Source organism: Mesorhizobium sp. M0621, assembly GCF_040320745.1.
Classification (GTDB): Bacteria; Pseudomonadota; Alphaproteobacteria; order Rhizobiales; family Rhizobiaceae; genus Mesorhizobium.
The window spans coordinates 25,186-49,643 of sequence record NZ_JAMYQF010000041.1 but is presented as its reverse complement, the minus strand read 5'-3'; the positions used below and the strand labels follow the sequence as shown (position 1 = coordinate 49,643).

Annotated in this window: 28 protein-coding genes and 1 pseudogene; 12 read left to right on the top strand and 17 right to left on the bottom strand. The window is 62.2% G+C overall.

Going from position 1 to position 24,458, the window contains the following annotated elements; all coding sequences use genetic code 11:
• Nucleotides 1-73 precede the first annotated feature (73 nt).
• From NKI38_RS23930 to NKI38_RS23920, 3 genes are all read left to right on the top strand, one after another.
• Nucleotides 74-763: an HAD family hydrolase gene (locus NKI38_RS23930; protein ID WP_352661495.1), complete on the top strand. Its 690-nt coding sequence runs from the start codon at nucleotides 74-76 to the stop codon at nucleotides 761-763.
• A 148-nt stretch (nucleotides 764-911) separates the two neighbouring features.
• Nucleotides 912-1,148 carry a transcriptional regulator gene (locus NKI38_RS23925; RefSeq protein ID WP_352661492.1) on the top strand — a complete coding sequence of 79 codons (237 nt, stop codon included), beginning with the start codon at nucleotides 912-914 and terminating at the stop codon, nucleotides 1,146-1,148.
• The gene (locus tag NKI38_RS23920; protein WP_352661490.1) at nucleotides 1,148-1,438 is read left to right on the top strand and encodes a type II toxin-antitoxin system RelE/ParE family toxin; all 291 of its coding nucleotides are present in this window, start codon (nucleotides 1,148-1,150) and stop codon (nucleotides 1,436-1,438) included. The genes NKI38_RS23925 and NKI38_RS23920 overlap by 1 nt, the downstream gene beginning before the upstream one ends.
• Before the next feature lie 25 nt (nucleotides 1,439-1,463).
• Here NKI38_RS23920 and NKI38_RS23915 read toward each other — a convergent pair whose 3' ends face one another.
• Nucleotides 1,464-2,192, bottom strand: coding sequence for a hypothetical protein (locus tag NKI38_RS23915; RefSeq protein ID WP_352661488.1), 729 nt, complete (start codon nucleotides 2,190-2,192; stop codon nucleotides 1,464-1,466).
• Between the two features lie 128 nt (nucleotides 2,193-2,320).
• Between NKI38_RS23915 and thrC the strand changes: the two genes are divergently transcribed.
• From thrC to NKI38_RS23895, 4 genes are read left to right on the top strand one after another with little or no spacing between them, the layout of a single operon-like run.
• Complete coding sequence (gene thrC, locus NKI38_RS23910) at nucleotides 2,321-3,718, top strand: threonine synthase (RefSeq protein ID WP_352661485.1); 1,398 nt, start codon at nucleotides 2,321-2,323, stop codon at nucleotides 3,716-3,718.
• Nucleotides 3,719-3,732: 14 nt separating this feature from the next.
• Nucleotides 3,733-5,025, top strand: a complete 1,293-nt coding sequence (locus NKI38_RS23905; RefSeq protein ID WP_352626600.1) for a M16 family metallopeptidase — start codon at nucleotides 3,733-3,735, stop codon at nucleotides 5,023-5,025.
• A 15-nt stretch (nucleotides 5,026-5,040) separates the two neighbouring features.
• Entirely contained in the window at nucleotides 5,041-5,637 is a 597-nt protein-coding gene (locus NKI38_RS23900) for a GNAT family N-acetyltransferase (protein ID WP_352626599.1), read from the top strand.
• A gap of 3 nt (nucleotides 5,638-5,640) precedes the next feature.
• A complete protein-coding gene (locus NKI38_RS23895) occupies nucleotides 5,641-8,529 on the top strand; it encodes an EAL domain-containing protein (RefSeq protein ID WP_352626597.1) in 2,889 nt (962 codons plus the stop codon).
• Nucleotides 8,530-8,534: 5 nt separating this feature from the next.
• Here NKI38_RS23895 and NKI38_RS23890 read toward each other — a convergent pair whose 3' ends face one another.
• Complete coding sequence (locus NKI38_RS23890) at nucleotides 8,535-9,143, bottom strand: YqgE/AlgH family protein (RefSeq protein ID WP_292185166.1); 609 nt, start codon at nucleotides 9,141-9,143, stop codon at nucleotides 8,535-8,537.
• 170 nt (nucleotides 9,144-9,313) lie between these two features.
• On the opposite strand from NKI38_RS23890, the gene NKI38_RS23885 reads away from it, so the two are divergent.
• The 3 genes from NKI38_RS23885 to NKI38_RS23875 all read left to right on the top strand — a co-directional run bounded on the left by NKI38_RS23885 (nucleotide 9,314) and on the right by NKI38_RS23875 (nucleotide 11,245).
• Complete coding sequence (locus NKI38_RS23885; protein ID WP_352661482.1) at nucleotides 9,314-10,120, top strand: protein-disulfide reductase DsbD domain-containing protein; 807 nt, start codon at nucleotides 9,314-9,316, stop codon at nucleotides 10,118-10,120.
• A gap of 85 nt (nucleotides 10,121-10,205) precedes the next feature.
• Nucleotides 10,206-10,688, top strand: a complete 483-nt coding sequence (locus NKI38_RS23880; RefSeq protein ID WP_352626592.1) for a peroxiredoxin — start codon at nucleotides 10,206-10,208, stop codon at nucleotides 10,686-10,688.
• Between the two features lie 80 nt (nucleotides 10,689-10,768).
• The gene (locus tag NKI38_RS23875) at nucleotides 10,769-11,245 is read left to right on the top strand and encodes a DUF2938 domain-containing protein (RefSeq protein WP_352661479.1); all 477 of its coding nucleotides are present in this window, start codon (nucleotides 10,769-10,771) and stop codon (nucleotides 11,243-11,245) included.
• Between the two features lie 4 nt (nucleotides 11,246-11,249).
• On the opposite strand, the pseudogene NKI38_RS23870 reads toward NKI38_RS23875, so the two are convergent.
• From NKI38_RS23870 to coxB, 15 genes and pseudogenes are all read right to left on the bottom strand, one after another.
• Nucleotides 11,250-11,562, bottom strand: a pseudogene (locus NKI38_RS23870) (type II toxin-antitoxin system RelE/ParE family toxin).
• A complete protein-coding gene (locus NKI38_RS23865) occupies nucleotides 11,552-11,833 on the bottom strand; it encodes a ribbon-helix-helix domain-containing protein (RefSeq protein WP_352661476.1) in 282 nt (93 codons plus the stop codon). The pseudogene NKI38_RS23870 and the gene NKI38_RS23865 overlap by 11 nt, the downstream one beginning before the upstream one ends.
• A gap of 114 nt (nucleotides 11,834-11,947) precedes the next feature.
• A complete protein-coding gene (locus tag NKI38_RS23860) occupies nucleotides 11,948-12,526 on the bottom strand; it encodes a histidine phosphatase family protein (protein WP_352661473.1) in 579 nt (192 codons plus the stop codon).
• 39 nt (nucleotides 12,527-12,565) lie between these two features.
• The gene (gene rnhA / locus NKI38_RS23855) at nucleotides 12,566-13,096 is read right to left on the bottom strand and encodes a ribonuclease HI (protein ID WP_352626585.1); all 531 of its coding nucleotides are present in this window, start codon (nucleotides 13,094-13,096) and stop codon (nucleotides 12,566-12,568) included.
• Between the two features lie 11 nt (nucleotides 13,097-13,107).
• Nucleotides 13,108-14,070, bottom strand: a complete 963-nt coding sequence (locus tag NKI38_RS23850) for a homoserine kinase (protein WP_352661470.1) — start codon at nucleotides 14,068-14,070, stop codon at nucleotides 13,108-13,110.
• A gap of 5 nt (nucleotides 14,071-14,075) precedes the next feature.
• On the bottom strand, nucleotides 14,076-15,086 hold the full coding sequence (gene ispH / locus NKI38_RS23845) for a 4-hydroxy-3-methylbut-2-enyl diphosphate reductase (RefSeq protein WP_109662268.1): 1,011 nt from the start codon (nucleotides 15,084-15,086) through the stop codon (nucleotides 14,076-14,078).
• 88 nt (nucleotides 15,087-15,174) lie between these two features.
• Nucleotides 15,175-15,930 carry an SURF1 family protein gene (locus NKI38_RS23840; protein ID WP_352661467.1) on the bottom strand — a complete coding sequence of 252 codons (756 nt, stop codon included), beginning with the start codon at nucleotides 15,928-15,930 and terminating at the stop codon, nucleotides 15,175-15,177.
• The gene (locus tag NKI38_RS23835; RefSeq protein ID WP_352627295.1) at nucleotides 15,927-16,313 is read right to left on the bottom strand and encodes a DUF983 domain-containing protein; all 387 of its coding nucleotides are present in this window, start codon (nucleotides 16,311-16,313) and stop codon (nucleotides 15,927-15,929) included. The genes NKI38_RS23840 and NKI38_RS23835 overlap by 4 nt, the downstream gene beginning before the upstream one ends.
• A 21-nt stretch (nucleotides 16,314-16,334) precedes the next feature.
• Nucleotides 16,335-16,574, bottom strand: a complete 240-nt coding sequence (locus tag NKI38_RS23830; protein ID WP_352661521.1) for a L,D-transpeptidase family protein — start codon at nucleotides 16,572-16,574, stop codon at nucleotides 16,335-16,337.
• Nucleotides 16,575-16,593: 19 nt separating this feature from the next.
• The gene (locus NKI38_RS23825; RefSeq protein WP_352661464.1) at nucleotides 16,594-17,475 is read right to left on the bottom strand and encodes a cytochrome c oxidase subunit 3; all 882 of its coding nucleotides are present in this window, start codon (nucleotides 17,473-17,475) and stop codon (nucleotides 16,594-16,596) included.
• A gap of 1 nt (nucleotide 17,476) precedes the next feature.
• Nucleotides 17,477-18,109 (bottom strand): cytochrome c oxidase assembly protein, encoded by a 633-nt coding sequence (locus NKI38_RS23820; RefSeq protein ID WP_352661461.1) that lies wholly within the window; start codon nucleotides 18,107-18,109, stop codon nucleotides 17,477-17,479.
• Nucleotides 18,109-18,276 carry a cytochrome c oxidase system small membrane protein gene (locus tag NKI38_RS23815; protein WP_023759130.1) on the bottom strand — a complete coding sequence of 56 codons (168 nt, stop codon included), beginning with the start codon at nucleotides 18,274-18,276 and terminating at the stop codon, nucleotides 18,109-18,111. The genes NKI38_RS23820 and NKI38_RS23815 overlap by 1 nt, the downstream gene beginning before the upstream one ends.
• Entirely contained in the window at nucleotides 18,273-19,217 is a 945-nt protein-coding gene (locus tag NKI38_RS23810) for a heme o synthase (protein ID WP_352661458.1), read from the bottom strand. Before NKI38_RS23810 ends, NKI38_RS23815 begins: the two co-directional genes overlap by 4 nt.
• Before the next feature lie 76 nt (nucleotides 19,218-19,293).
• A complete protein-coding gene (gene ctaD, locus NKI38_RS23805; protein WP_352626576.1) occupies nucleotides 19,294-20,946 on the bottom strand; it encodes a cytochrome c oxidase subunit I in 1,653 nt (550 codons plus the stop codon).
• Between the two features lie 37 nt (nucleotides 20,947-20,983).
• The gene (coxB, locus tag NKI38_RS23800) at nucleotides 20,984-21,883 is read right to left on the bottom strand and encodes a cytochrome c oxidase subunit II (RefSeq protein WP_502899369.1); all 900 of its coding nucleotides are present in this window, start codon (nucleotides 21,881-21,883) and stop codon (nucleotides 20,984-20,986) included.
• A 376-nt stretch (nucleotides 21,884-22,259) separates the two neighbouring features.
• Here coxB and NKI38_RS23795 point away from each other — a divergent pair, with 376 nt between their 5' ends.
• Together NKI38_RS23795 and tldD are read left to right on the top strand one after the other, a co-directional pair.
• A complete protein-coding gene (locus NKI38_RS23795; protein ID WP_352661452.1) occupies nucleotides 22,260-22,802 on the top strand; it encodes an invasion associated locus B family protein in 543 nt (180 codons plus the stop codon).
• A gap of 127 nt (nucleotides 22,803-22,929) precedes the next feature.
• On the top strand, nucleotides 22,930-24,342 hold the full coding sequence (gene tldD, locus NKI38_RS23790) for a metalloprotease TldD (protein WP_352661449.1): 1,413 nt from the start codon (nucleotides 22,930-22,932) through the stop codon (nucleotides 24,340-24,342).
• Nucleotides 24,343-24,458: the final 116 nt, after the last annotated feature.

The window sequence follows — 24,458 nt, the reverse complement described above, 5'->3', positions numbered from 1 at the left end:
GCGGCCCTGTTGGTGTATGCCGCGCCGCCTGAGCCTCCCGAGGCCATTTCATCCTCCCATTGTCCGGATCACCATGCCCCAGCCAGACCTTGTCATCTTCGATTGCGACGGCGTTCTCGTCGATTCCGAAATCATCGCCGCCCGCGTCGAGGCGGAGCTGCTGACCTTGGCCGGGTACGAAATCTCTGCGGAAGAACTCGCCGAGACCTACGCTGGTCTGACGTTCAAGGACATCATGATGCGGGTCGAGGAGAAATCCAGCATCCCGTTCCAGGTCTCGCTGATCGACCGCGCAGAAGAGCTGGTCGACCGCAAACTGCGCAGCGACGTCCGCGCCATCGATGGCGTACGCGAGGCGGTCGCCGCGGTAACCGCGCCGCGCTGCGTCTGCTCGAATTCGCGCTCCGAGCGCATCGAATTCATGCTGGAGAAAGTGCACCTGCTGCCATTCTTCAAGGACCGCATTTTTTCCGCGATGGAAACACCGACAGGGAAAACCAAGCCGGCGCCCGACGTGTTCCTGTTCGCGGCGGAGAAACTCAACGCCACCCCGGCGAACACTTTCGTCATCGAGGATTCCGTGCATGGTGTCCACGGCGCCAGGGCGGCCGGCATGCGGGTGATCGGCTTCACCGGCGCCGCCCACAGCTATCCCGGCCATGCCGACGCGTTGACCGAGGCCGGCGCCGAGACGGTGATCCGCCGTTGGGCGGAGTTGAAAAGCGTGATCGCGGCGCTGTCGGAGTGGTCGGCGGACGCCTGAGGTATGATTGAATTCCGCCCTCGTGGCGGGACTTTTCTCGCCCGGTCGGCCTACCGTTCTCGTGCTTCAGAGTGGTAGGATGCGATGCTGCAATTTTGGGGGCTGGTTTTTCGTTTCAAAACCCTGATGGCTATGCGATAATTGCATCATGACGATTGAGCTTGAAATCACGCCAGAGCTACAGGCCCGCATCGATGCTATCGCGGCGCGGTCCAACCTGTCCGCGTCGGAAGTCATTGCGGATGCGCTTGAGAACGGCCACTCCCTTGAGTGGCAGGAGCGGTTTTTAGACAAGGTGAACGCAGGGATTGAAGCGGCCGACCGTGGTGAATTTGCCAGCCGTGCCGATATCGAACGGGTGTTGAACAAGTACCGCCCCACCTGATGCAGGTTTCATGGACGGGCGCGGCTCTCGATGACCTCGACCAGATTCAGGATTTTGTCGCGCAGGACAGTCCCATTGCGGCGTATCGGCTAACAGCCGATCTAATTGGCCGCACCGACGAACTCTTGGCGTCAAATCCCATGATCGGACGCAAGGGGCGAGCGGTCGGAACCCGCGAGCTTGTGATAGCGCGGACACCCTACATCGTTGTTTACCGGGTGCGCGGCAGCGACGTTGAAATCATCGCCGTTGTCCATGGGGCCAGAGAATGGCCGGAGGGCCTCACATAGGCCGCCCATGTCTTGTGTTCGCCGCTTAGTTCGTCGCGGCAGCTTTCTTCCTGCGGGTCTTCTTCGGCTTGTCCGTCGTCGCCTTCGGCGCGTTTTCATCATAGCCGGCAAAGGCCTGATAGTCCTGCGCCGTCGGCTCGGGCACGACGACATTGGAATCGGTGAAGACGAACTGGGTGGCGACCGACGGATCGGTGACCTGGACCTGATATTGATGAAGCTGCGAGTAGAGGACTTCGGTGCCGTGCATCACGGCGGTGCGGATCGGCATGGTGATGGTGCCGGGTGAGAACTTCGGTCCCGGCACGATCTTGCCTGCGACCGCGATCTTCATCGTCAGCTGGCCGTTGGCACGGCTGCAATCGCGTGTCACGTCACTGACCGATGCCTGGTAGATGATGTTCGCCGACTCGTCGGGTGGCGTAGCAGCGGCGGCGTCGGCCTCAGCCTGGGCCGCGGCATCCTGCGCTGCATCGCCGGTCTTCTTGAGCTTGGGCTTGGGCTTCTGGACGTCCTTGGAATAGGTGTTGAAGAATGCCGTGCCCTCTCGCACCGTCACCCTGGGACAATAGGCCTGCAACTGGCTGGCCAGTACCTTGGGATCTTGAGGCGGTGGTGGCGCGGTTGGATCCTTCTTGCCAAAGCCGAGGTTCAGGATGCCATTGTCGCCCGATTGGCAGCCGGCGGCGGCAAGCATAAAGCCGGTGAGCGCAAGACCCGCCAAAAAGCGACCACTGAATGTACGAAACGCCATGAAACTGCACTTCCCTCTCGCAAAGCTGGTGACGTATATCAACCGCGCGGCAAAAATGCGACTGAGCCAGCGCAGAAATTAACCACCTTGCGGTGGACGGAAAAGCCAAGCAGTAACGGATTTGTGACATGCAGTATGTGAGCACCCGCGGGGAAGCCCCCGTTCTTGGATTTTCCGACGCCGTGCTGGCTGGGCTGGCGCGCGACGGCGGGCTTTATGTGCCGCGGGAGTGGCCGCGGTTTTCCGCGGCCGAGATCCGCGCCATGCGCGGCCTTGCCTATCCCGATCTTGCCATCCGCGTGCTGTCGCCGTTCCTCGGCAACGAAATCCCGGCACCCGTTTTCGAACGGCTGGTGCGCGAAGCCTATGCCACCTTCCGCCACGAGGCCGTCTGCCCGCTGGTGCAAACCGGCCCCAACACCTTCATCCTGGAACTGTTCCACGGGCCAACGCTCGCCTTCAAGGACGTGGCGATGCAGCTTCTGGCCCGGCTGATGGACCACGTGCTAACTGAACGCGATCAGCACGCCACCATCGTCGGCGCCACTTCGGGCGATACCGGCGGGGCGGCAATCGATGCCTTTGCCGGGCGCAGCCGCACCGACATCTTCATCCTTTTCCCGCATGGCCGCGTCTCGCCGGTGCAGCAGCGGCAGATGACGACATCGACGGCTGAAAACGTCCATGCGCTGGCGATCGAAGGCAATTTCGACGATTGCCAGGGCCTGCTCAAGGACATGTTCAACGATCACGGCTTTCGCGACCGGGTTGCGCTTTCGGGCGTCAATTCGATCAACTGGGCCCGTATCATGGCCCAGATCGTCTATTATTTCTCCTCGGCGCTGTCGCTCGGCGCGCCGGACAAGCCGGTCTCCTTCACCGTGCCGACCGGCAATTTCGGCGATATCTTCGCCGGCTACGCCGCCAAGAAGATGGGCCTGCCCATCGAGCGGCTGGTCATCGCCACCAACGACAACGACATCCTGGCGCGGACCTTTTCGACCGGCGAATATCGAACCAAAGGCGTCTTTGCGACCACGTCGCCGTCGATGGACATCCAGGTGTCGTCCAATTTCGAACGCTTGCTGTTCGAGGCCTCCGGCCGTGACGCCGCGACGGTGCGGCGCTACATGGACGGCCTGAAGCAGTCCGGCGCTTTCACCATCGAAACCCAGCAAATCGCCAGCATGCGGTCCGAATTCGATGCCGGCCGCGCCGATATGGAGGAGGTCTCCGCCACGATCCGCTCGACGCTCGCGGCCAGCAACTATCTGCTCGATCCGCACACCGCGGCAGCCGTGCATGTCGCGGCAGGCAAGGCGTCGGGCGCCGTGCCGATGGTGGTGCTGGGCACCGCCCACCCGGCAAAGTTTCCGGCCGCCGTCGAAGCCGCCAGCGGCGTGTCGCCGGCACTGCCCGCATGGCTAGGTGGGTTGATGACAGCGGAGGAAAAATACACGGTACTTCCATCCGACCTGAAAATGGTGGAAGATTACGTCGGCCGCCGCGCGCGGGCGGCGCGTTAGGGAGTAGTAGCCATATGGGTGTTGAGGTAAGCCGTCTGTCGAACGGCCTGACAGTCGCCACCGAAACCCTTCAAAGCATCGAATCGGTAGCCCTTGGTGCCTGGGTCAAGTCGGGTGCCCGCAATGAACGTGACGAAGAGCATGGCATGGCCCATCTGCTCGAGCATATGGCGTTCAAGGGTACGAAAAGGCGAAGCGCCTTCGAAATCGCCTCGGAGATCGAGGACGTCGGCGGCGAGATCAACGCCGCCACCAGCGTCGAGACCACCTCCTATTATGCCAGGGTGCTCTCCGACGATGTGCCGCTGGCCGTCGACATTCTTGCCGACATCCTGCAGGAATCCGAATTCGACCCGCAGGAACTCGAACGCGAACAGCATGTGATCCTGCAGGAGATCGGCGCCGCGCACGACACGCCCGACGACATCGTCTTCGACCGGTTCACCGAGACGGCGTTTCGCCACCAGACAATCGGCCGCTCGATCCTGGGCACGCCGGAAACCGTCAAATCCTTCACCTCGAAGCAGCTGCACAATTTCATCGAACGGCAATATGGCGCCGAGCGCATGGTGATCGTCGCTGCCGGCGACATCAAGCACGACAATTTCGTGCGCGAGGTCGAAAAGCAGCTCGGCGGCTTCCGCAGCAAGGCCGACAGCACCATCCCGCAATATGCGCAATATGTCGGCGGCGACTTCCGCGAGGACCGCGACCTGATGGACGCGCAGATCGTGCTGGGGTTCGAAGGCCGCGCCTATCATGTGCGCGATTTCTATGCCTCGCAGGTGCTGTCGATGATCCTCGGCGGCGGCATGTCGTCGCGCCTGTTCCAGGAGGTCCGCGAAAAACGCGGCCTGTGTTATTCGGTCTATGCCTTCCATTGGGGGTTTTCCGACACCGGCGTCTTCGGCGTCCATGCCGCGACCGGCCAGAGCGACATCGCCGAACTGGTGCCTGTCATCATCGACGAACTGCAGAAGGCCGGCGAGAAGATCCTGCAGGAAGAACTCGATCGCGCGCGCGCCCAATATCGCGCCGGGCTGATCATGTCCGCCGAAAGCCCGGCCAGCCGGGCTTCGCAGATCGCACGGCAACTGCTTCTGTTCGGCCGGCCGATCGCCAAGGAGGAATTGATGGAACGGCTGTCGGCGCTGACAGTCGAGCGGCTGACCGATCTGTCGTCGCGATTGTTCTCGACCAAGCCGACGCTTACCGCTGTCGGGCCTGTGGGGACACTGGCGCCATACGAGACGATCCTCGAATCGCTCGCAGGCACGCAGACCACGGCCCGCAAGCTCGCCGTCTAAGCCCCTCAAAGCGCCATGTTCGCGCTCCCTTTCTTTCGCCGTGACCTGCCGGCGCTGAAGGGCGACCGCGTCACGCTGCGCGTACCATTCACCAATGACTACCGCGAGTGGGCGGCGGTGCGCGGCGAAAGCCGTGCGTTCCTCGAACCATGGGAGCCGCGCTGGACTCCCGACGAACTCGACCGCAACGCATGGCGGCTGCGCATCAGCCGCTACCGCGAAGACTATGCGCAAGGGACCGCGATCGCCTTCTTCATCTTCGAGAGGAGCAGCGGCAAGCTGGCGGGCGGCATCACGCTCGGCAACATACGCCATGGCGTCTCGCAAAGCGGCCATGTCGGCTACTGGATCGGCGAGCGCTTTGGCGGCCGCGGCCTGATGACCGACGCGGTCAAGGTGGTGACCCGCTTCGCCTTCGATACGCTGAGGTTGCACCGGATCGAAGCGGCCTGTATTCCCGACAACGCCCGGTCGATCCGCGTGCTTGAAAAAGCCGGATTCCGGCGCGAAGGACTTCTGCGATCCTATCTCAGGATCAACGGCATCTGGCAGGACCACTACCTCTACGCCCGGATCGCGGACGATCCGCCGGGCGTTGGAACGAAGGACTGATTTTTGACGAATTTCCTGCGAAACGGGCCGCTGTTCGCCTTTATCCTCGCGACAATCCTGACGCTGTGCGCGGCATCGTCGGCCTTCGCCGTCGAGCCGATCAAGATTGCCCGCGACGACGTCGCGCTCGACCTTTCGGGTGCCGTCGAGATCTACCGGAACCAGGGCGAGAATTTCCAGGTGTCGACCGCTCCGGGACCGGACGGCATCGTGCGGCGCATCGAGGTCGAGGCCAATGATGCGCGGTCGACCGGCGACTGGGCAGTATTCGCGCTCGCCAACACCACCGACCAGCAGCTCGACAGGCTGATCGTCGCACCGCATTTCCGCCTGGTGAATTCCGGCATCTTCTGGCCGGATCTCGGCTCGACCCGCATCGCCGCCATCACGCCCAGCGAAGGCTTCGCGCTCGACCGCCAGACCAGCCCCGACGCCGACGTGTTCCGGGTGACGCTGAACCCCGGCACGGTGATCACCTTCATCGCCGAGTTGGCCTCGCCCAAGCTGCCGCAGGTCTATCTGTGGGATCCGGAATCCTACAAGGACTCGGTCAATTCCTACACGCTGTTTCGCGGCATCGTCATCGGCATTGCAGGCCTGCTGGCGCTGTTTTTGACCATCCTTTTCGTGGTCAAGGGAACCTCGATGTTCCCGGCCACTGCCGCACTTGCCTGGGCTGTTCTGGCCTATATCTGCGTCGATTTCGGCTTCCTCAACAAGATCATCGAAATATCGCCCGGCAATGAGCAGATGTGGCGAGCGGGAACGGAGGTGGCGCTGGCGGGAACCTTCGTGGTGTTCCTGTTCGCCTATCTCAATCTCAACCGGTGGCACGGCCATTTCAGCTATGGCGCGCTGGTCTGGATCCTCGGGCTGGTGCTGATCGCCGGCGTCGCCATCGTCGATCCGGCGGTCGCCGCCGGCATCGCCAGACTGTCGTTCGCCGCCACCGCCCTGACCGGGCTCGGCCTGATCATCTTCCTTGGCATACGCGGCTACGACCGCGCCATCATGCTGGTGCCCAGTTGGGTCATGGTGCTGTTGTGGCTATGCGGATCGTGGATGGCGATCACAGGCATGCTCGACAACGACATCGCCCAGCCGGCGTTGGGCGGCGGGCTGATCCTGATCATCCTTCTGATCGGCTTCACCGTCATGCAGCATGCCTTCGCCGGCGGCGCGCTGCATCAAGGGCTGTTCTCCGACCTCGAGCGGCAGGCGCTGGCTGTCGCCGGATCGGGCGATACGGTGTGGGACTGGGACGTACTGCGCGACCGCGTCGTCACCAAACCCGATGTCAGCATCCAGCTCGGCCTGGCGCCCAACAGCCTCGGCGGTGCCGCGCGCAACTGGCTGCCGGTGCTGCATGCCGACGACCGCGACACGTTCCGCACGACGCTCGACGTCGTGCTCGAACACCGGCGCGGCCGGGTGTCGCAGAACTTCCGCCTGCGCGGTGCCGACGGCCACTATCACTGGTTTTCGCTGCGCGCGCGCCCGGTGATCGGATCGGACGGCGAGGTCATCCGCTGCGTCGGCACCATGGTCGACGTGACCGAGCAGAAGAAGTCCGAAGAGCGGCTGTTGCACGACGCCGTGCACGACAATCTGACCGGCCTGCCGAACCGCGAATTGTTGATGAACCGGCTGGAAGCGATCATCTCGATCGCGCGCACCGAGGAAAAAGTGCGCCCGACCGTCTTCGTTATCGATATCGACCGTTTCAAGCAGGTCAATGACGGGCTCGGCATCTCAGCCGGCGACACTATTTTGCTGACAATCGCGCGCCGGCTGCATCGGCTGCTCAAGCCGAAGGATTCGCTTTCGCGCTTTGCCGGCGACCAGTTCGCGCTGATGCTGCTTTCCGAACAGGATCCGGCCCGCATTGCGGCCGTGGCGGACGCCATCAAGCATGCCATCAACAACCCGATCACCTTCGCCAAGCGCGAAATCGTGCTGACCGCGTCGATCGGACTGATCACCTGGAATTCGCCGCAGATGTCGGCCGAGGACATGGTCAAGGATGCCGAGCTTGCCATGCATCAGGCCAAGCGCTTCGGCGGCGACAGGATCGAGCCGTTCCGCCCCGCCTTCCGCACCGTCGGCACCGACCGGCTGCAGTTCGAATCCGACCTGCGCCGCGCCATCGAACGGCGCGAATTCACGCTCGCCTATCAGCCGATCGTGAGGCTCGAGGATGGCAGCGTCGCCGGCTTCGAGGCCCTGCTGCGCTGGGACCATCCACGCCGCGGCATGATCCCGCCGGCGGATTTCATCCCGGTCGCCGAGAGCTGCGGGCTGATCGTACAGCTTGGCCTGTTCGCCATGCAGCAGGCGGCGGAAGACCTTGCCGGCTGGCAGAAGCAGATCGGCGACGCGCCGCTGTCGGTCTCGGTCAATTTGTCCAGCCGCCAGCTGATCCGCCGCGATCTGGTGAGCGATGTCCGCTCGGTCATCGCGCGGGCCAATCTGAAGCCGCGCTGCTTCCGCCTCGAGCTCACCGAATCGCTTGTCATGGACAATCCCGAGCAGACCGCCCATGTGCTGACCAAGCTGAAGCAGCTCGGCATCGGCCTGTCGCTGGACGATTTCGGCACTGGCTATTCCTCATTGGCCTATCTGACGCGTTTCCCCTTCGACACCATCAAGATCGACAAGAGCTTCGTCGACGACAACACGCCGAAGCGCGCGGTGCTGCTCAAATCGATGGTCAACATGGCACATGAACTCGGCCTGTCCGTCGTCGCCGAGGGCATTTCTGACGAAAGCGATGCGCTGGAACTGCGCCAGATGGGCTGCGAATATGTGCAGAGCTTCATGTTCGGCGCGCCGATGCCGGGCGACCAGGTGCTGAAGACGCTGAAGGAACAGTATCCGCTGACGCAAGCGTAAGAGGCTTAGGCGTGCCCGGCGGCGAGACTGAGATGGGCGAGATCGATGCCGATCGCGGCGAGGATCCGGTCGTATTTGCGCTCGATGTCGGTGTCGAACAGAAGCTCGGCATTGGCCGGGCAGGTCAGCCAACCATTCTCGGCGATCTCGGTCTCCAGCTGGCCGGCGCCCCAGCCGGAATAGCCGAGCGCCATCAGCGCGTGACGAGGCCCGCGCCCGGACGATATGGCGCGCAATATGTCGACGGTCGCGGTCAGGCAGATGTCGTCCGAAACGGTCAGCGACGATTCCACCCGGTAGTCGCCCGAATGCAGGACGAAGCCCCGGCTGCGGTCAACGGGCCCGCCATTGCGCACGACGAAGTCGCGGGCTTGCGCCGGCAAGCGGATCGCCTCCTGTTCGTTCATGATGCCCAGTTGCACCAGCAGGTCCGGAAACAACATCTGCTGCGTCTGGTTGATGATCAGGCCCATGGCGCCTTCATCCGAGTGCGCGCAGACATAGATGACCGAGCGCGTGAAACGGTCGTCCTTCATGCCGGGCATGGCAATCAGGAACTGATCGTCGAGAAAGCCGCGGCTGGCGACCGTCTTCTTGTGGCGCAACAAGTCCATGAAGGGGAGCGTAACGCGTTTCCAAAGCGTCGAAAAGATGCGCTGTGCGGGATTCGACCAAAGCCTGTGGCGTCGGATCGAGCATTTCTCCCCTCAAAGTCACGCAAATATGATACCGGCAAGGCCATGAGATCATTGCGCGGCCACGAACGGACGATCAAATCACCGCCATGCAAAGCTTGAAAATCCTGCTGCTCGGCGCTGCCATCGGATCTGCAACCGCTCTTCCCGCCGCCGCCTCTTCATCCGCATGGTACAACAGCGAAGGCGGCAAGGTCCGGCTGGTGACATCAGGCAAAGCCGATGACGCCGGCCGCATCCAGGGCGTTCTCGACATAGCGCTCAAGCCCGGCTGGAAGACATACTGGCGCGATCCGGGCGACGCGGGAGTGCCGCCGCAGCTCGACATCTCAGGCAGCACCAACATCGCCGACGCCGCTCTGTCGTTTCCTGCCCCCCAGCGCCATGATGACGGCTATGGCAAATGGGCTGGCTACAATTATCCGGTTTCCCTGCCGGTGACATTCACGCTGGCGACGCCGAACCAGCCGGCGGTGATCGATGCCGACATCTTTCTCGGCATCTGCGAAACGATCTGCATTCCGGTGCAGACGCGGCTGACCGTCGACCCTGCTTCCGATCCGGACAATGCCGAGGACGCGGCGCTGGTGAAGGCAAGTTTCACGGCACTGCCGGCGCCCGCGAGGTCCGATTTCGGCATCAATGTGCTGCCGGGCGACCATGAGACGCTGATTGTCGAGGCAAGCTTCCCCGGCGACCCGGAAGCAGCGGATTTCTTCGTTGCCGGCGAGCGGGACTACATGTTCGGCACTCCGGCGCGCAGCGAAAAGGACGGCAAGCTGATCTTCACAGTGCCGATCCTCGATCGCCCGTCGACGACGCCGACGGATGGCGGGCTTCACTATACGCTGACGAGTTCGGCAGGCGCGGTCGAAGGGGTTCTGCCTTTCCCTTGATCCAGCCTGCCCGAACGGTTGCAGGAAGCCGTTGAGTTCGCTACGCAATGACACATCCTTCCCAATTTTCCCAAGCGAGGAATTCATGACCATTTCCGTTGGCGACAAGCTGCCTGATGTGACCTTCAAGACGATGACCGCCGATGGCGCCAAGCCGATCACCGGGGCCGAGATCTTCTCGGGCAAGAAGGTCGTGCTGTTTGGGGTTCCCGGCGCCTTCACGCCGACCTGCAGCAACAACCATTTGCCCGGCTATCTAGAAAACCATGACGCCATCCTGGCGCGCGGTGTCGACACCATCGCTGTCGTTTCGGTCAACGATGTGCACGTCATGGGCGCCTGGGCGCGATTCACCGGCGGTGAGGGCAAGATCCTGTTCCTCGCCGACGGCAGTGGCGATTTCGCCAAGGCGGTGGGCCTCGACAATGACCTTTCCGCAGGCGGCATGGGGCTGCGCTCGAAGCGGTTTTCGATGATCGTCGACGACGGCAAGGTCACAGCACTCAATGTCGAGACCAAGCCCGGTGTCGACGAGTCCGGCGCGGCTCATATTCTGGGGCAGCTCTGAACTTCAGCGCGGCGTCGGGCGTGGGACCGCAACTACGATCGCGCCTGTAGTCCGGAGCTTGCCTTTGGGGGGACTTAGCGATGTTTGACATCTTCTGGCGCGCTATCGCGATCGGCATCGGCGCCACCGTGGCGATGGACCTGTGGGCCATCTTCCTGCACAAGGCGTTCGGCCAACCACGACCGAACTGGGGGCCGGTCGGTCGCTGGGTCTGGCATCTGCGCGACAAGATCTTTCACGACGATATCGGCGGTGCAGCGCCCTACGCGCATGAAAAAGCGCTGGGCTGGGCCTTTCATTATTTTGTCGGCATCGTCTACGGCGTCATCCTGGTGGTGCTGGCCGGCGCAGGCTGGCTTGCCGCGCCGACCTTCCTGCCGGCCTTCATCCTCGGCATCGTCACCGTCGGCGCCGGCTGGTTCCTGCTGGCGCCCGGCATGGGCGCCGGCTGGGCCGCATCGAAGCGACCCAATCCGATGCTGATCCGAGCGCTCAATTTGGTGTCGCACACGGTGTTCGCGCTCGGGCTTTGGGGCACAGCACTGCTGATACGTTAGACAGCTAGAACAAACGGTTCAGATCCCGCCGGGCCGTCCACCACACGGACGATTTCAACCCACTCAACAGGGCCGTCGTCGGTGTCCGGAATCGTTTCGTAGAGCAGTACAAACGGCGCCTCCACCAGCATTCGTGCGGAAGACCTGATGTCCGGTCGCCTAATACCCATGCGCGGCTGGTCTACCAGCTGCATGGCGCGCGCTTCTATCTGATCATAATAGCGATCGGCGGCCCGTATGTTTTCGCTGCCTATCATCACGTAGATGTCGATGAGGTCCGCCCTGGCCGCAGGTGACCAGACTAGCCTAACGGCCATTCGGCGGGGCTTCCGTCAGCTTTCGCCGAGCTTCCCTTCGCAACGCATCGAAATCCGCAGGTTCCGGTCTCCCGCTTGCCTTGCCTTCATCCCACAGCTGCCTCAGCCGGCGGATATCGTCATGCCGCAGTTCGCGCTTGGCCAACCAATCTCGCACCGCTTCACGCACAATCTCGCTTGCAGTGGCATACTCGCCCGCTTCCACAGCTTCTCGCATGACGGCGGCCTGTTGCGGGGTCACAGCCACGCTCATTTTTTCCACGTTTGCCACGCTGCGTCCTCATTACATTGCTCTATAGTAGGAAATATTACTCCCATCCATATCCTTGAGCAACTGCACAGCCACCAGAAAAGTCCGTCCTAGCCCTATGCGTACGCCTACTGATCAAGGCATCCTGTCGATCGGCCGCCATCCATGGATAATGTCGCGAACGCCGATATCGTAAGCAAAACAGTTGCCGCCACCGGCTGGCTGATCCGCTTCGCGGCTGATCTCGCGACCACTGAGGGATAGCAACAGCAGCGTTCCCACGCCTCCATGACCCACGAAAACAATGTCGTCGGCGTCGTTGGTGCGGAGCACCGTGTCAACCTCGCTCACGATACGCTGCTGGGCTTCGTTGGCTCTTTCCCATCCGCGAATGCTTTTGTGTGGATTGGCAAAGAACTGGTCCGCGACCGCTTCGAACTCCGGCGGCGGCAGAAAGCCCGTTGCCGGGCGATCGTTCTCGTGCATCCGTTCTCTCACCTCGATGGCAAGACGCAGATGCGCTGCGAGTATCCCGGCGGTTTCCATTGCCTTGCGTTCGGCCGACGACACGATACGGCGGATCGACCCGACCCAGGGCTGATCGAGCATGGCAAACGCTCTCGCCCGTCCGATGTCGGATAGCCCCCATTCCGGCACTGGAACATTGGCATCAAGCTGAACCTGGGGATGCGTGACGTAGTAGAGGATCGGCACGACAGAGGTACTCGGGCGAGAGCCGCCCCGCTCTCGGGATCAATAGCTCTGGGTTGAGCGCCGCACCTTTGCGACTGCCGGCTGTTTTGTCTGCACAGCTGGCTTTGAGGCCACAGCAGGCTTGAATGGACCCTTCTTGAACGGCGCCATGCCTTCGCGCGCGAGTTCGTCGGCACGCTCGTTCTCGGTATGGCCCGCATGACCCCTGACCCAGTTCCAGGTGACTTTGTGGCGCCGGTTGGCCTCATCCAAAGCCTGCCAGAGCTCACCGTTCTTCACAGGCTTCTTGTCGGCGGTCTTCCAGCCGTTCTTCTTCCAGCCGTGGATCCACTTGGAGATGCCGTCCATGACATATTTGCTGTCGGTGTGAAGCTCGACCGCGCAAGGTTCCTTCAGCGCGTTCAGCGCCGAGATGGCGGCGAGAAGTTCCATGCGGTTGTTGGTCGTCTCGGCCTCACCTCCGGAAAGCTCCTTGGTGGTGCCATTGAAGCGCAGGATCGCGCCCCAGCCGCCGGGACCGGGGTTGCCCGAACAGGCACCGTCGGTGAAGATCTCAACCTGCTTGCTCATGATACCCCATATTAGGCCAATCCATATTCCGAAGGAGATCTGATCGCCCGATGGAACCGCATCCTGCGGATATACTCGGTCGGGTCGCGTTTCATCACCAGCCCGCCATCGGGCACGGTTAGCCAATCGTACAGCCGGGTCAGCATGAAGCGCAGCGCCGAACCGCGCGCCAGCATCGGCAGCGCCGCCTTCTCCTGGTCGCTTAGGGGACGCACGCTCTGATAGCCGGCAAGCAACGCCTTGCCCTTGGTGAGGTTGAAGGAAAAATCCTTCTCGAAGCACCAGGCATTGAGGCAGGTAGCGACATCGTAGGCGTAGAGGTCGTCGCAAGCGAAATAGAAATCGATCAGACCGGAAAGCTTTTCTCCGAGGAAGAAGACGTTGTCCGGGAAAAGATCGGCATGGATGATGCCTTGCGGCAGGTCTTTCGGCCAGTTGCGCTCGAAATCGGCGAAGTCGGCATCGACCTCGGCCGCAAGACCTGGCTCGACTTCATCGGCGCGGTCGCGGGATGCATTCCAAAGCTTGCGCCAGCCGTCGATGGCCAGCGCATTCGGACGCGTCATCGAAAAATCGGCGCCGGCCAGATGCAACTGCGCCAACGCCTTGCCGACCTCGCCGCAATGCGTCGCTGTCGGCCGCCGCAGCGAAAGCCCTTCGAGGAAGGTGATGATGACAGCCGGCCGGCCGGCGAGCGTGCCGATGACGCTGCCGTCATCCGCGGTCACCGGCAGCGGGCAGGACACGCCCTTTTTTGCGAGATGGCCCATCAGCCCGAGGAAAAACGGCAGATCCGCCTTGTCGACCCGCTTTTCGTAGAGCGTCAGGATGTAGGAGCCGCTGGAGGTGTGCAGCAGGAAGTTCGAGTTCTCGGTGCCTTCGGCGATGCCCTTGTAAGACAGGAGTTCGCCGACCGGATAGTGCTTCAGGAACGCGCTGAGTTCGCCTTCCGCAACGTCGGTGTAGACCGCCATGTGCCTTACGCGGCTCCATTGACGAAGGCCATGTCGGCCCGCGTCAGTTCGACATCGCGCAGTACCCGCATGACCGGAAAATCCTCCGTTTCCGTGGCCGTGATGGCCAGATCGATCGTCACGTCGAAGCGTTGCCGGAACGCGTCGATGATCTCGTCGACGATGATTTCGGGCGCCGATGCGCCAGCCGACAGGCCAAGCGTCGAGATGTTGCCGATGTCATTCCACGGAATCTCGGCGGCGCGCTGCACGAGAAGCGACATCGAGGCGCCGGCACGTTCCGCCACTTCGACAAGGCGTCGGGAGTTGGAGGAATTGGGTGCGCCGACGATCAGATAGAGATCGGCGCCGGCCGCCGTTTCCTTGACCGCCTCCTGGCGGTTGGTGGTGGCGTAGCAGATCGATTCCGCCGCCGGCGCCTGCAAGGCAGGAAAGCGATCCTGCAAGGCGCGGATAATGCCGGCGGTGTCCTCGACCGACAGCGTGGTCTGGGTAACGAAGCCGAGCGCCTGCGGATCGGCGGGCGCGAGCTTTGCCGCATCGGCTTCTGTCTCGATCAGCGTCACCGCGCCGTCCGGCAGTTGGCCCATGGTGCCGATCACCTCGGGATGTCCGGCATGGCCGATCAAGAGCACATGCCTGCCAAGCCGCTGATGGCGCATTGCCTGTTTGTGAACCTTCGACACCAGCGGGCAGGTGGCATCGAGATAGAAGAGGTTGCGTGCCTGGGCATCCGCCGGCACCGACTTCGGTACGCCATGCGCCGAGAACACGACTGGCGACTGCCGGTGTTCGGCCGGGATCTCGGAGAGTTCCTCGATGAAGACGGCGCCAAGGCTTTGCAGCCCCTCGACGACGTAACGGTTGTGCACGATCTCGTGGCGGACATAGACCGGCGCGCCATATTTCTTCAGCGCCAGCACGACGATCTGGATGGCACGGTCGACACCGGCGCAAAAGCCGCGCGGCTGGCAGAGCCGGATCGTCAAAGGTGGTTTGGTCGTTGTCTGAAGCATGAATCCGGGCCGGTTGATCAAAGCCGAAATGAGGTGCCTACCCCTGCCCTGTCAAGGGCATCGGTAGAGAGGCGGGCGTCGGTCGCGTTCATTCCTCTTTCGCGGGACGGCGAAGCCGCAGGATAAGCACGGCGGCGAGCGCCGCGGCGAGCCCGTACCAGGTCATCGCATATTGCAGATGGCTGTTCGGCAGGTCGATGATGGTGACGCCGCCCACCGGCAAGCCGCCTGGATTTGGCGTCTTGTCGGCGTCGATGAAGATCGGCACCAGCGCAGCGCCCGCCGGCAACCCGGCGCTCGCCGCCATCACGTCGCGATCCTTCCAGTAGAAGATGTTCTTCGCCACATCATTGTCGGGAAGCATCATCGACGGCTTTGCCGGCAGCGGATTGCGGGCGAGCCCGGTGACCGTCACCTTGCCCGTCACCTGTCCCTTGGCGCGCTTGGCGGCGTCCTTCAGATCGTAAGGCACGAAGCCGCGATTGATCAGGACGAAGCGGCCATCGTCCAGGGCAAGCGGCGTGTAGACATTGAAACCCGCGTCGCCTTCCCAGGTCGCGTAGAAATGCCGTTCGCCTTGATGCAGGAATGTGCCGGTGACGGTGACGGGTGTGTAGTCGACGTCGCCGGCGGCCGCGAATTCTTTCTCAACCTCGGCCAGCGGCCGTGGCGCTGAGTGGGTGCGCTGGTCGATGGTCTCAAGAAGACCTTCCTTCCAGTACAGGCGCTGGACCTGCCAGGTGCCGAGCGCCAGCAGGATCAGGAACAGTGCCGTGCCAAGGCCGAACAGCAAGGCCGTCCGTGGCCGCGAATGGCCACCGGCTTTGACGGATGCCTCGCTCATTCGCCGCGATCCAGCCGCCCCTCGGCCGCCTTGTTGCGGTATTGCAGGGTGAGCAGGACGCCCTTGATCAGCCGGAGCGCCGTCAGGCACAGCACGACAGCCAGCGGGATCCAGACCAGCAGATGCAGCCAGAGCGGCGGGCTCAGCGTGACTTCAACCCAAAGCGCCAGGCCGACAATGATGAAGCCGATGATCAGGATGACGAAGACCGCCGGCCCATCGCCGGCATCGGCGTAGGAATAGTCGAGGCCGCAATTGACGCAGCGCTTGCCGACGGTGAGGAACCCGGCAAACAGCCGCCCCTCGCCGCAGCGTGGACAGCGGCCATGGAGGCCGGCCGAAATCGGGTCGATCGGAGGCCAGATCGCCTTGTCGTCGCTCATGGAAGCGTCGTCGCTCATTGCTTACCGCTCGATCTCAATCGGTGTCCCATCGGCCACCATTGCCCAGATTTCGTCCATGTCGGAGTCCGTAACCGCAATGCAGCCGTCGGTCCAGTCGACCAATTGAAGCAGCTCGGCAACGTCATGATCATGAATGCGCGAATGGCACAGGGAATTGTCGGCCACGTCGGCTACGGATCGGCGATTATCGCGCCGAAAAGAAGAAGGCGGCCACGTCGCCGTGGCCGCCTCTCCCCAAATCGAAATCCTAAAAGCCGGGTCAGTGGCCTTCGATCACCGCGCCGACCGATCCCCAGACGTAGATCGATGCGAAAAGGAACAGCCAGACCACGTCGACGAAGTGCCAGTACCAGGCGGCCGCCTCGAAGCCGAAATGCTGCTTGGGGGTGAAATCACCCTTCATCGCCCGGATCAGGCAGACGAGCAGGAAGATGGTGCCGATGATGACATGGAAGCCGTGGAAGCCGGTCGCCATGAAGAAGGTGGCGCCGTAGATGGAATCCTTGAAGCCGAACGGAGCGTGCATGTACTCATAGGCCTGCACCATGGTGAACAGCATGCCGAGGCCGACGGTCAGCACCAGACCGTTGATCAATCCCTTGCGATCGCCATGGATGAGCGAATGGTGCGCCCAAGTGACCGTGGTGCCCGACAGAAGCAGGATGACGGTGTTGTAGAGCGGCAAATGGAAGGGATCGAGAACCTCCATGCCCTTCGGCGGCCAGACGCCACCGGTAAATGTATTTCGTGCGTAGTTCTGCACCTCGCCGGCGAAAAGGCTGGCGTCGAAATAGGCCCAGAACCAGGCAACGAAGAACATCACCTCCGAGGCGATGAACATGATCATGCCGTAGCGCAGATGAAGCGACACGACCCGCGTGTGATGGCCCTCATGCGCTTCCTTGATCGTGTCCGACCACCAGGCGAACATGGTGTAGAGCACGATCACCAGACCGATGAAGAACAGCCACGGATTGGCGATGTTGAAGCCGAAGATCGGAAAAGAACCGCCCTTCAGGTACTCCATCAGGCAGACACCGCCAAAGGCCATGACGAGCGCCCCTACCGAGCCCAGGAAAGGCCATGGGCTCGGATCGACGAGATGATAGTCATGCTGTGGTTTTGCGTGCGCGTCTGCCATATCAACCCCCGAGATTTTCTTCGGTATTGGAAATTGTCTTGCTGTTGCCCTGGGCCGGCTCCGAGGAGGCGACCGGCTTGGTCTTCTCGACCGGGAACATCGTATAGGACAGAGTGATCGTCTTGACGTCCTTCAGTTCGGGCACGTTGACGATATCAGGGTCCACATAGAACAGGACCGGCATGTCCAGCGTCTCGCCGGGCTTCAGCGTCGTGTCGGTGAAGCAGAAGCACTCGACCTTGTTGAAGTAGGGTCCCGCCAGTTCCGGCTGCACATTGAAGGTGGCGCGGCCGGTCACGGGGCGATCGAACTTGTTGGTGGCCTTGTAGTGCGCCTGCACCGTCTCGCCGATCTTCATGGTCACCGAGCGCTGGACCGGCTGGAAGTCCCACGGCACGCCGGCGATGTTGGCATCGAAGCGGACGGTGATCTCACGGTCGAGCACGCGGCCGGCATACTGCTTCTCGGCACGTTGCGTCGTGCCGCCATAGCCCGTCGCCTGGCAGAACATCTTGTAGAGCGGCACCGCGGCATAGGCCATGCCGATCATGCCGGTGAAGAAGGCAAGGCAGACGGCTGCGACGACGAGGTTGCCGCTCTTCCCGGACGGTCTTTTGGGCGTCTCGACGCTCATCACATCGTGCCTGACAGATTGTGGCCGAACTTCACGATCGTCGCGATGTAGAAAATGACGACCAGTACAGCCAGCGCTACACCGATCGCGACCGAACGGTTGCGTCTGGCTTTCCTCTGCCGCTCGGTCAGCGTGACCAGTTCGAGCTTTTCTTCGATCATGGTCATGCTCCGCCCATGGCAAGCGCGCGCTCGACAACGCTGTCGGCCAGATAGGCAGCGAAGATGGCGAAGAGATAAAGCAGCGAATAGGCGAACAAGGCCTTGGCCGGTTTCATGACGCGGTCGTCGTCGGCCATGGCAAGCACTTTCCATGCGTACCAGACAAACCCCAGCCCAAGCAGCGCGGCAGCGACGCCGTAGACCGGCGTGGTGTAGCCAAGCATCCACGGCAACACACCGACGGGGGCCAGCACCAGCGCGTAAGCGAAGATCTGGCGGCGGGTCGAAGCGTGCCCGGCGACGTTCGGCATCATTGGGATACCTGCCTTGGCGTAGTCCTCGGACTTGAACAGTGCCAGCGCCCAGAAATGCGGCGGCGTCCACAGAAAGATGATCAGGAACAGGACGATGCTTTCAAGGCTGACCGTGCCGGTCACCGCGGCCCAGCCGATCACGGGCGGAATGGCGCCGGCAGCACCGCCGATAACGATGTTCTGCGGCGTCCAGCGCTTCAGCCACATCGTGTAGACGACGGCATAGAAGAAGATGGTGAAGGCCAGCAGCGTCGCCGCCAGCCAGTTGACCAGAACGCCGAGCGTCATCACCGACAGCACCGAAAGCACCAGACCGAAGCTCAGCGCCTCGTGCGGCTGGATGCGGCCGGACGGGACCGGACGGCTGGCGGTCCTGGTCATCACCGCGTCGATGTCGGCGTCGTACCACATATTGAGCGCGCCCGAGGCGCCAGCGCCAATGGCAATAGCCAGGATGGCGATCACCGCCAGCAGCGGATTGATGGTCACGGGTGCCGCGACCATGCCGACAAAGGCTGTGAACACCACCAGCGACATGACGCGCGGCTTCAGCAGGGCGAAGAAATCGCCCGCTGTTGCTTCCGACATGCGAAAGCCCGCTTCGTCAATCAATGGGTCGTCGACAAGGGCCATGCGTACTTAAGTCCATTATTCCGTTGGCCAAAACCGCCAGCGAACCGGCGGTTTCGTATTCGAGCGGGAAGCCGCCTTACTTGATCTTCGGCAGCTGTTCCCACTGGTGGAAAGGCGGCGGCGAAGGCAGCTGCCATTCGAGAGTCGTTGCACCCTCCCCCCACGGGTTGGCGCCAGCGATCCGCTTCTTCTGGAAAGCTTCGAACACGCAATAGAGGAAGATCAGGACGCCGACGGCCGAGATATAGGAGCCGATGGACGACACATAATTCCAGCCGGCAAACGCGTCCGGATAGTCGATGGTGCGACGCGGCATGCCGGCGAGGCCGAGGAAGTGCTGCGGGAAGAAGATCAGGTTGACGCCGACGAAAGTGACCCAGAAGTGGGTGTTGGCGATGACCGGCGAGTACATGTAGCCCGTCATCTTCGGGAACCAGTAGTACCAGCCGGCGAAGATGGCGAACACTGCGCCGAGCGACAGCACATAGTGGAAGTGGGCGATGACGAAATAGGTGTCATGCAGCGAGCGGTCGAGACCGGCATTGGCCAGCTGGACGCCGGTAACGCCACCGATGGTGAACAGGAAGATGAAGCCCAGCGCCCACAGCATCGGCGTCTTGAACGAGATCGACCCGCCCCACATCGTCGCGATCCAGGAGAAGATCTTCACGCCCGTCGGCACCGCGATGACCATGGTGGCGAAGACGAAATAACGCTGCGTGTCGAGCGACAGGCCGGTCGTGTACATGTGGTGCGCCCAGACGATGAAGCCGACGGCGCCGATCGCCACCATGGCGTAGGCCATGCCGAGATAACCGAACACCGGCTTCTTCGAAAAGGTCGAGATGACGTGGCTGATGATGCCGAAGCCCGGCAGGATCAGAATGTAGACTTCCGGGTGACCGAAGAACCAGAACAGGTGCTGGAACAGGATAGGATCGCCGCCGCCATCGGGAGCAAAGAAGGTCGTGCCGAAATTGCGGTCGGTGAGCAGCATGGTGATGCCGCCGGCCAGAACCGGCAACGACAGCAGCAGCAGGAAGGCGGTGATCAGCACCGACCAGGCAAACAGCGGCATCTTGTGCAGCGTCATGCCGGGCGCGCGCATGTTGAAGATGGTGGTGATGAAGTTGATGGCGCCAAGGATCGACGACGCACCGGCAATGTGGATCGACAGGATCGCCAGATCCATCGCCGGTCCGGGCTGGCCCGAGGTCGAAAGCGGCGGATAAAGCGTCCAGCCCCCGCCGACGCCGAAGGCGCCCGGCGCGCTCGGCATGAACATCGAGGTGAGCAATAGGATGAAGGCCGGCGGCAGCAGCCAGAAGGAGATGTTGTTCATGCGCGGGAACGCCATGTCGGGTGCGCCGATCATGATCGGAACCATCCAGTTGGCAAAACCGCCGATCAGCGCCGGCATGACCATGAAGAAGATCATGATCAGCGCATGCGCGGTGGCGAAGGCATTGTACATGCTCTTGCCGCCGTCGATCGCGGCGTCACCGTTCATGCCGTAGACCATCTGCGCCAGGCCGCTGAAGATCTGGATGCCCGGCTCCTGCAGTTCCATGCGGATGGCGACCGACAGGGCACCGCCGATGATGCCGGCCATGATCGCGAAGATCAGGTAGAGTGTACCGATGTCCTTGTGGTTGGTCGAATAAACCCAGCGCACCCAGCCGTGATAAGGCTTGTGGTCGTGCCCGTCGTGAGCTGCAGCGTCTGCCATGTTCCGCTCCGTTCCCTGATCTTTTCTGGCCGCGGCATCAGTTGCCGGCGACTGCTACCTTGTTTCGGCCGTCGACCTCGGCCATCAGCGTCTTGTTGGCGCCGGGCAGATCGGTCTTGGCTGCCGCCAGCCAGGTCTTGAACTGCGCATCCGAGACGACGCGGATTGCAATCGGCATGAACGCATGGTCCTTGCCGCAGAGCTGCGAGCACTGACCGTAGTAGAGGCCTTCCTTCTCCGCCTTGAACCAGGTCTCGTTGGTGCGGCCCGGAATGGCGTCGATCTTGATGCCGAACGACGGCATGGCAAAGGAATGGATGACGTCGGTCGCGGTGACAAGCACGCGGGTCATGGTGTTGACCGGCACCACCAATTCATTGTCGACGGCCAGCAGGCGCGGATATTCCTCGCGGTCCTCCTTGCCGGCGCCGGCCCGATCACCGTCCTGGAGGATCGCGGAGTTGAAGGAGAGCGTGTTCTCGGTCTGGTACTCGTAATCCCAGTTCCACTGGTTGCCGGTCGCCTTGACGGTCAGCTTTGCTTCTTCCGGCGGCGTATATTGCGCGGTCAGCAGCTGGAACGAGGGAATGGCGAGGCAAAGCAGGATGACGACCGGGCCGACGGTCCAGATCACCTCGATCAGCGTGTTGTGGCTGGTCTTGGACGGTACCGGGTTCGCGCTCGCGCGGAATCTCACGATGCAATAGGCGAGGAGAAGAAGCACCAGGATGGTGATCGGGACGATGAACCACATCGTGTAGTTTCCGAACCACTCGATCTGCCGCATCATGTCGGTCGCCGGCGCCTGGAAGGTTGTCTCCCAGTTCTTTGGCTGGTCGGCATGGGCGGATGTACCTGCGAAAAACGTGACAGCGGCGCAAGCACTTAGAAGCTTGGCACTTGCTGGAAACTTGGCGTTTGCCAGGAAATTTCTCATCGCCCTCATCGTCTCCCAGTTCCTCGCGGCGGTATCCACGAGAATAACGAATAATGCCGGGACGGGAATCCCGACAGTCTCAAACTGGTTCAAACCATACTCTTTTTCCCTCCGCAAGAAAGGAGCGGGCGAAACCGTGCGGCATTTTTGCGCGCAAGCCCGGATGTGCCTTTGAAGGCAGCGACGGCAGCCCCGAATCGCCTATGTTGGGCCAACGGTCGCATTCTCGCGGGCCGCTCGTGCCGGACGTCGCAATTCGGGCGAAATTGACAGGGAAAAGCGCCGCATTGGCTTTTTCGGGGCAGACCGGTTGCGGTCTCGTCCTTTACTTGGCTTTGGCGCGGCTTAAAGTGCCGTGATTCGCAATGGAGCCGTCATGACCCCTTGGCTTTCGAGAAACTCTCGGTTTTCGAGAAACTGGGCGAAGGTCATCTTTATCGCCGCCCTGTCCGGTATCGGCTTGTCCAGCACGGCCAGTGCCGCGCAACCGAGCGGCACGGTGCGCTCGACGCATGGCGCGTGGTCGATCATCTGCGACACGCCGGCCGGCGCCACGTCGGAACAATGCGTAATGATGCAGAACGTCGTCGCCGAGGACCGTCCGGAGATGGGACTGTCGGTTGTCGTGCTGCGCACCGCCGACAACAAGGCGGAGATCCTGCGCGTGCTGGCACCGCTCGGCGTGCTTTTGCCCAACGGGCTCGGCCTCAATGTCGACGGCAAGGACATCGGCCGCGCCTATTTCGTGCGCTGCTTCCAGGACGGCTGCTATGCCGAGGTCATTCTCGAAAAGCCGCTGCTCGACACGCTGAAGACCGGCACGTCGGCCACCTTCATCGTCTTCCAGACCCCGGAAGAAGGCATCGGCATCCCTGTCGATCTCAAGGGCTTCGCCGACGGTTTTGCCGCCCTGCCCTGACAAAAGCGACGCCGAGAACCTGACGTCGGAGTGCATTTGCCTTTACAATGCGGCAGGACGATTGTCTCGGCGCGCCTTCGCGCCTACATCGTGGCAAAGACCCATTCCTCCTGTGAACGGACGCGCCATGAACAGCCTGATCGGCCAATTCGACATTTCAGACGATCGCATCAAGCAGATCGTCGCCGAGACCATCAACGGCGCCGACGACGGCGAGCTATTTCTCGAATATAGCGAGAGCGAAGCGCTGATGTTCGACAATGGCCGGCTGAAGACCGCCAACTTCAACACCGACCAGGGCTTTGGCCTGCGCGCCGTCGCCGGCGAAGCCAGCGGCTACGCGCATTCCAGCGATCTTTCCGAGGCCTCGCTGCTGCGCGCGGCCGACGCCGTTTCAACCGTCAAGGGTGGTTATTCCAGCACGCTTGCCGCCGCACCCGCCCGCACCAACCGCCATCTCTACGGCGACGAGAACCCGATCCCCTCGCCTTCCTTCGAGGCCAAGGCAAAGCTTTTGCAGGAAATCGACGCATGGCTGCGCGCCGAGGATCCACGCGTGCGCCAGGTTTCGGCCTCGCTTGCCGCCTCATGGCAGCATGTCGAGATCGTGCGCGCCGACGGCCAGGTGGTGCGCGACATCCGCCCGCTGGTCCGCATCAACGTCTCTGTCGTGGTCGGCGATGGCGACCGCCAGGAGAGCGGCTCCTACGGCATGGGCGGCCGCAAGGCCTTTGGCGAATTCCTGGTCGAAGACAGCTGGAAGCACGCCGCCAAGGAGGCGCTCAGGCAAGCCCTGGTCAACCTCGAGGCGATACCGGCGCCGGCCGGCACTTTCGACATCGTGCTGTCGAGCGGATGGCCGGGCGTCATGCTGCACGAGGCCGTCGGCCATGGGCTGGAAGGCGATTTCAACCGCAAGAAGACCTCGGCCTTCGCCGGCCTGCTGGGCCAGCAGGTCGCCGCCAAGGGGGTGACCGTCGTCGATGACGGCACCATGCCCGAGCGGCGCGGCTCACTCACCGTCGACGACGAAGGCACGCCTTCGGCCCGCAATGTGCTGATCGAAGACGGCAAACTGGTCGGCTACATGCAGGATCGCCAGAATGCCAGGCTGATGGGCATGACGGCGACCGGCAATGGCCGGCGCGAAGGCTATGCCCACCAGCCGATGCCGCGCATGACCAACACCTATATGACGGCGGGCGACATGGAGCCGGACGAAATCATCGCCTCGATCAAGAACGGCATCTATGCCGTGTCCTTCGGCGGTGGCCAGGTCGACATCACCTCGGGAAAATTCGTGTTCGGTTGCACCGAGGCCTACATGATCGAGAACGGCAAGGTGACGCAGCCGATCAAGGGCGCGATGCTGATCGGCAACGGGCCGGACGCCATGCACCGCGTTTCGATGATCGGCAACGATATGAAGCTCGACACCGGCATCGGCATGTGCGGCAAGGCCGGACAGGGCGTGCCTGTCGGCGTCGGCCAGCCGCATTTGCGCATGAACCAGATGACGGTGGGCGGCACGCGGGTTTGAGAGAGATTGTTGCAGGGTTAGAGATTATCGTTTTAGCATAAAACTTTAATCCCCTTGAAATCGATCATAGGTGACTTGAATCGGGTCGGAGACGATTATAGTTTTGACGTTAAAAC

Coding starts and splice junctions, on each gene's coding strand:
- NKI38_RS23835 (WP_352627295.1), bottom strand. CDS start 16,313: ATGAGCGACGACAAGGCGATCTGGCCTCCGATCGACCCGATTTCGGCC.
- NKI38_RS23925 (WP_352661492.1), top strand. CDS start 912: ATGACGATTGAGCTTGAAATCACGCCAGAGCTACAGGCCCGCATCGAT.
- NKI38_RS23880 (WP_352626592.1), top strand. CDS start 10,206: ATGACCATTTCCGTTGGCGACAAGCTGCCTGATGTGACCTTCAAGACG.
- NKI38_RS23815 (WP_023759130.1), bottom strand. CDS start 18,276: ATGACCATGATCGAAGAAAAGCTCGAACTGGTCACGCTGACCGAGCGG.
- NKI38_RS23885 (WP_352661482.1), top strand. CDS start 9,314: ATGCAAAGCTTGAAAATCCTGCTGCTCGGCGCTGCCATCGGATCTGCA.
- NKI38_RS23930 (WP_352661495.1), top strand. CDS start 74: ATGCCCCAGCCAGACCTTGTCATCTTCGATTGCGACGGCGTTCTCGTC.
- NKI38_RS23825 (WP_352661464.1), bottom strand. CDS start 17,475: ATGGCAGACGCGCACGCAAAACCACAGCATGACTATCATCTCGTCGAT.
- NKI38_RS23905 (WP_352626600.1), top strand. CDS start 3,733: ATGGGTGTTGAGGTAAGCCGTCTGTCGAACGGCCTGACAGTCGCCACC.
- NKI38_RS23900 (WP_352626599.1), top strand. CDS start 5,041: ATGTTCGCGCTCCCTTTCTTTCGCCGTGACCTGCCGGCGCTGAAGGGC.
- NKI38_RS23795 (WP_352661452.1), top strand. CDS start 22,260: ATGACCCCTTGGCTTTCGAGAAACTCTCGGTTTTCGAGAAACTGGGCG.
- tldD (WP_352661449.1), top strand. CDS start 22,930: ATGAACAGCCTGATCGGCCAATTCGACATTTCAGACGATCGCATCAAG.
- coxB (WP_502899369.1), bottom strand. CDS start 21,883: ATGAGAAATTTCCTGGCAAACGCCAAGTTTCCAGCAAGTGCCAAGCTT.
- ispH (WP_109662268.1), bottom strand. CDS start 15,086: ATGCTTCAGACAACGACCAAACCACCTTTGACGATCCGGCTCTGCCAG.
- thrC (WP_352661485.1), top strand. CDS start 2,321: ATGCAGTATGTGAGCACCCGCGGGGAAGCCCCCGTTCTTGGATTTTCC.
- NKI38_RS23820 (WP_352661461.1), bottom strand. CDS start 18,109: ATGAGCGTCGAGACGCCCAAAAGACCGTCCGGGAAGAGCGGCAACCTC.
- NKI38_RS23840 (WP_352661467.1), bottom strand. CDS start 15,930: ATGAGCGAGGCATCCGTCAAAGCCGGTGGCCATTCGCGGCCACGGACG.
- ctaD (WP_352626576.1), bottom strand. CDS start 20,946: ATGGCAGACGCTGCAGCTCACGACGGGCACGACCACAAGCCTTATCAC.
- NKI38_RS23875 (WP_352661479.1), top strand. CDS start 10,769: ATGTTTGACATCTTCTGGCGCGCTATCGCGATCGGCATCGGCGCCACC.
- NKI38_RS23810 (WP_352661458.1), bottom strand. CDS start 19,217: ATGGCCCTTGTCGACGACCCATTGATTGACGAAGCGGGCTTTCGCATG.
- rnhA (WP_352626585.1), bottom strand. CDS start 13,096: ATGAGCAAGCAGGTTGAGATCTTCACCGACGGTGCCTGTTCGGGCAAC.
- NKI38_RS23890 (WP_292185166.1), bottom strand. CDS start 9,143: ATGGACTTGTTGCGCCACAAGAAGACGGTCGCCAGCCGCGGCTTTCTC.
- NKI38_RS23920 (WP_352661490.1), top strand. CDS start 1,148: ATGCAGGTTTCATGGACGGGCGCGGCTCTCGATGACCTCGACCAGATT.
- NKI38_RS23850 (WP_352661470.1), bottom strand. CDS start 14,070: ATGGCGGTCTACACCGACGTTGCGGAAGGCGAACTCAGCGCGTTCCTG.
- NKI38_RS23915 (WP_352661488.1), bottom strand. CDS start 2,192: ATGGCGTTTCGTACATTCAGTGGTCGCTTTTTGGCGGGTCTTGCGCTC.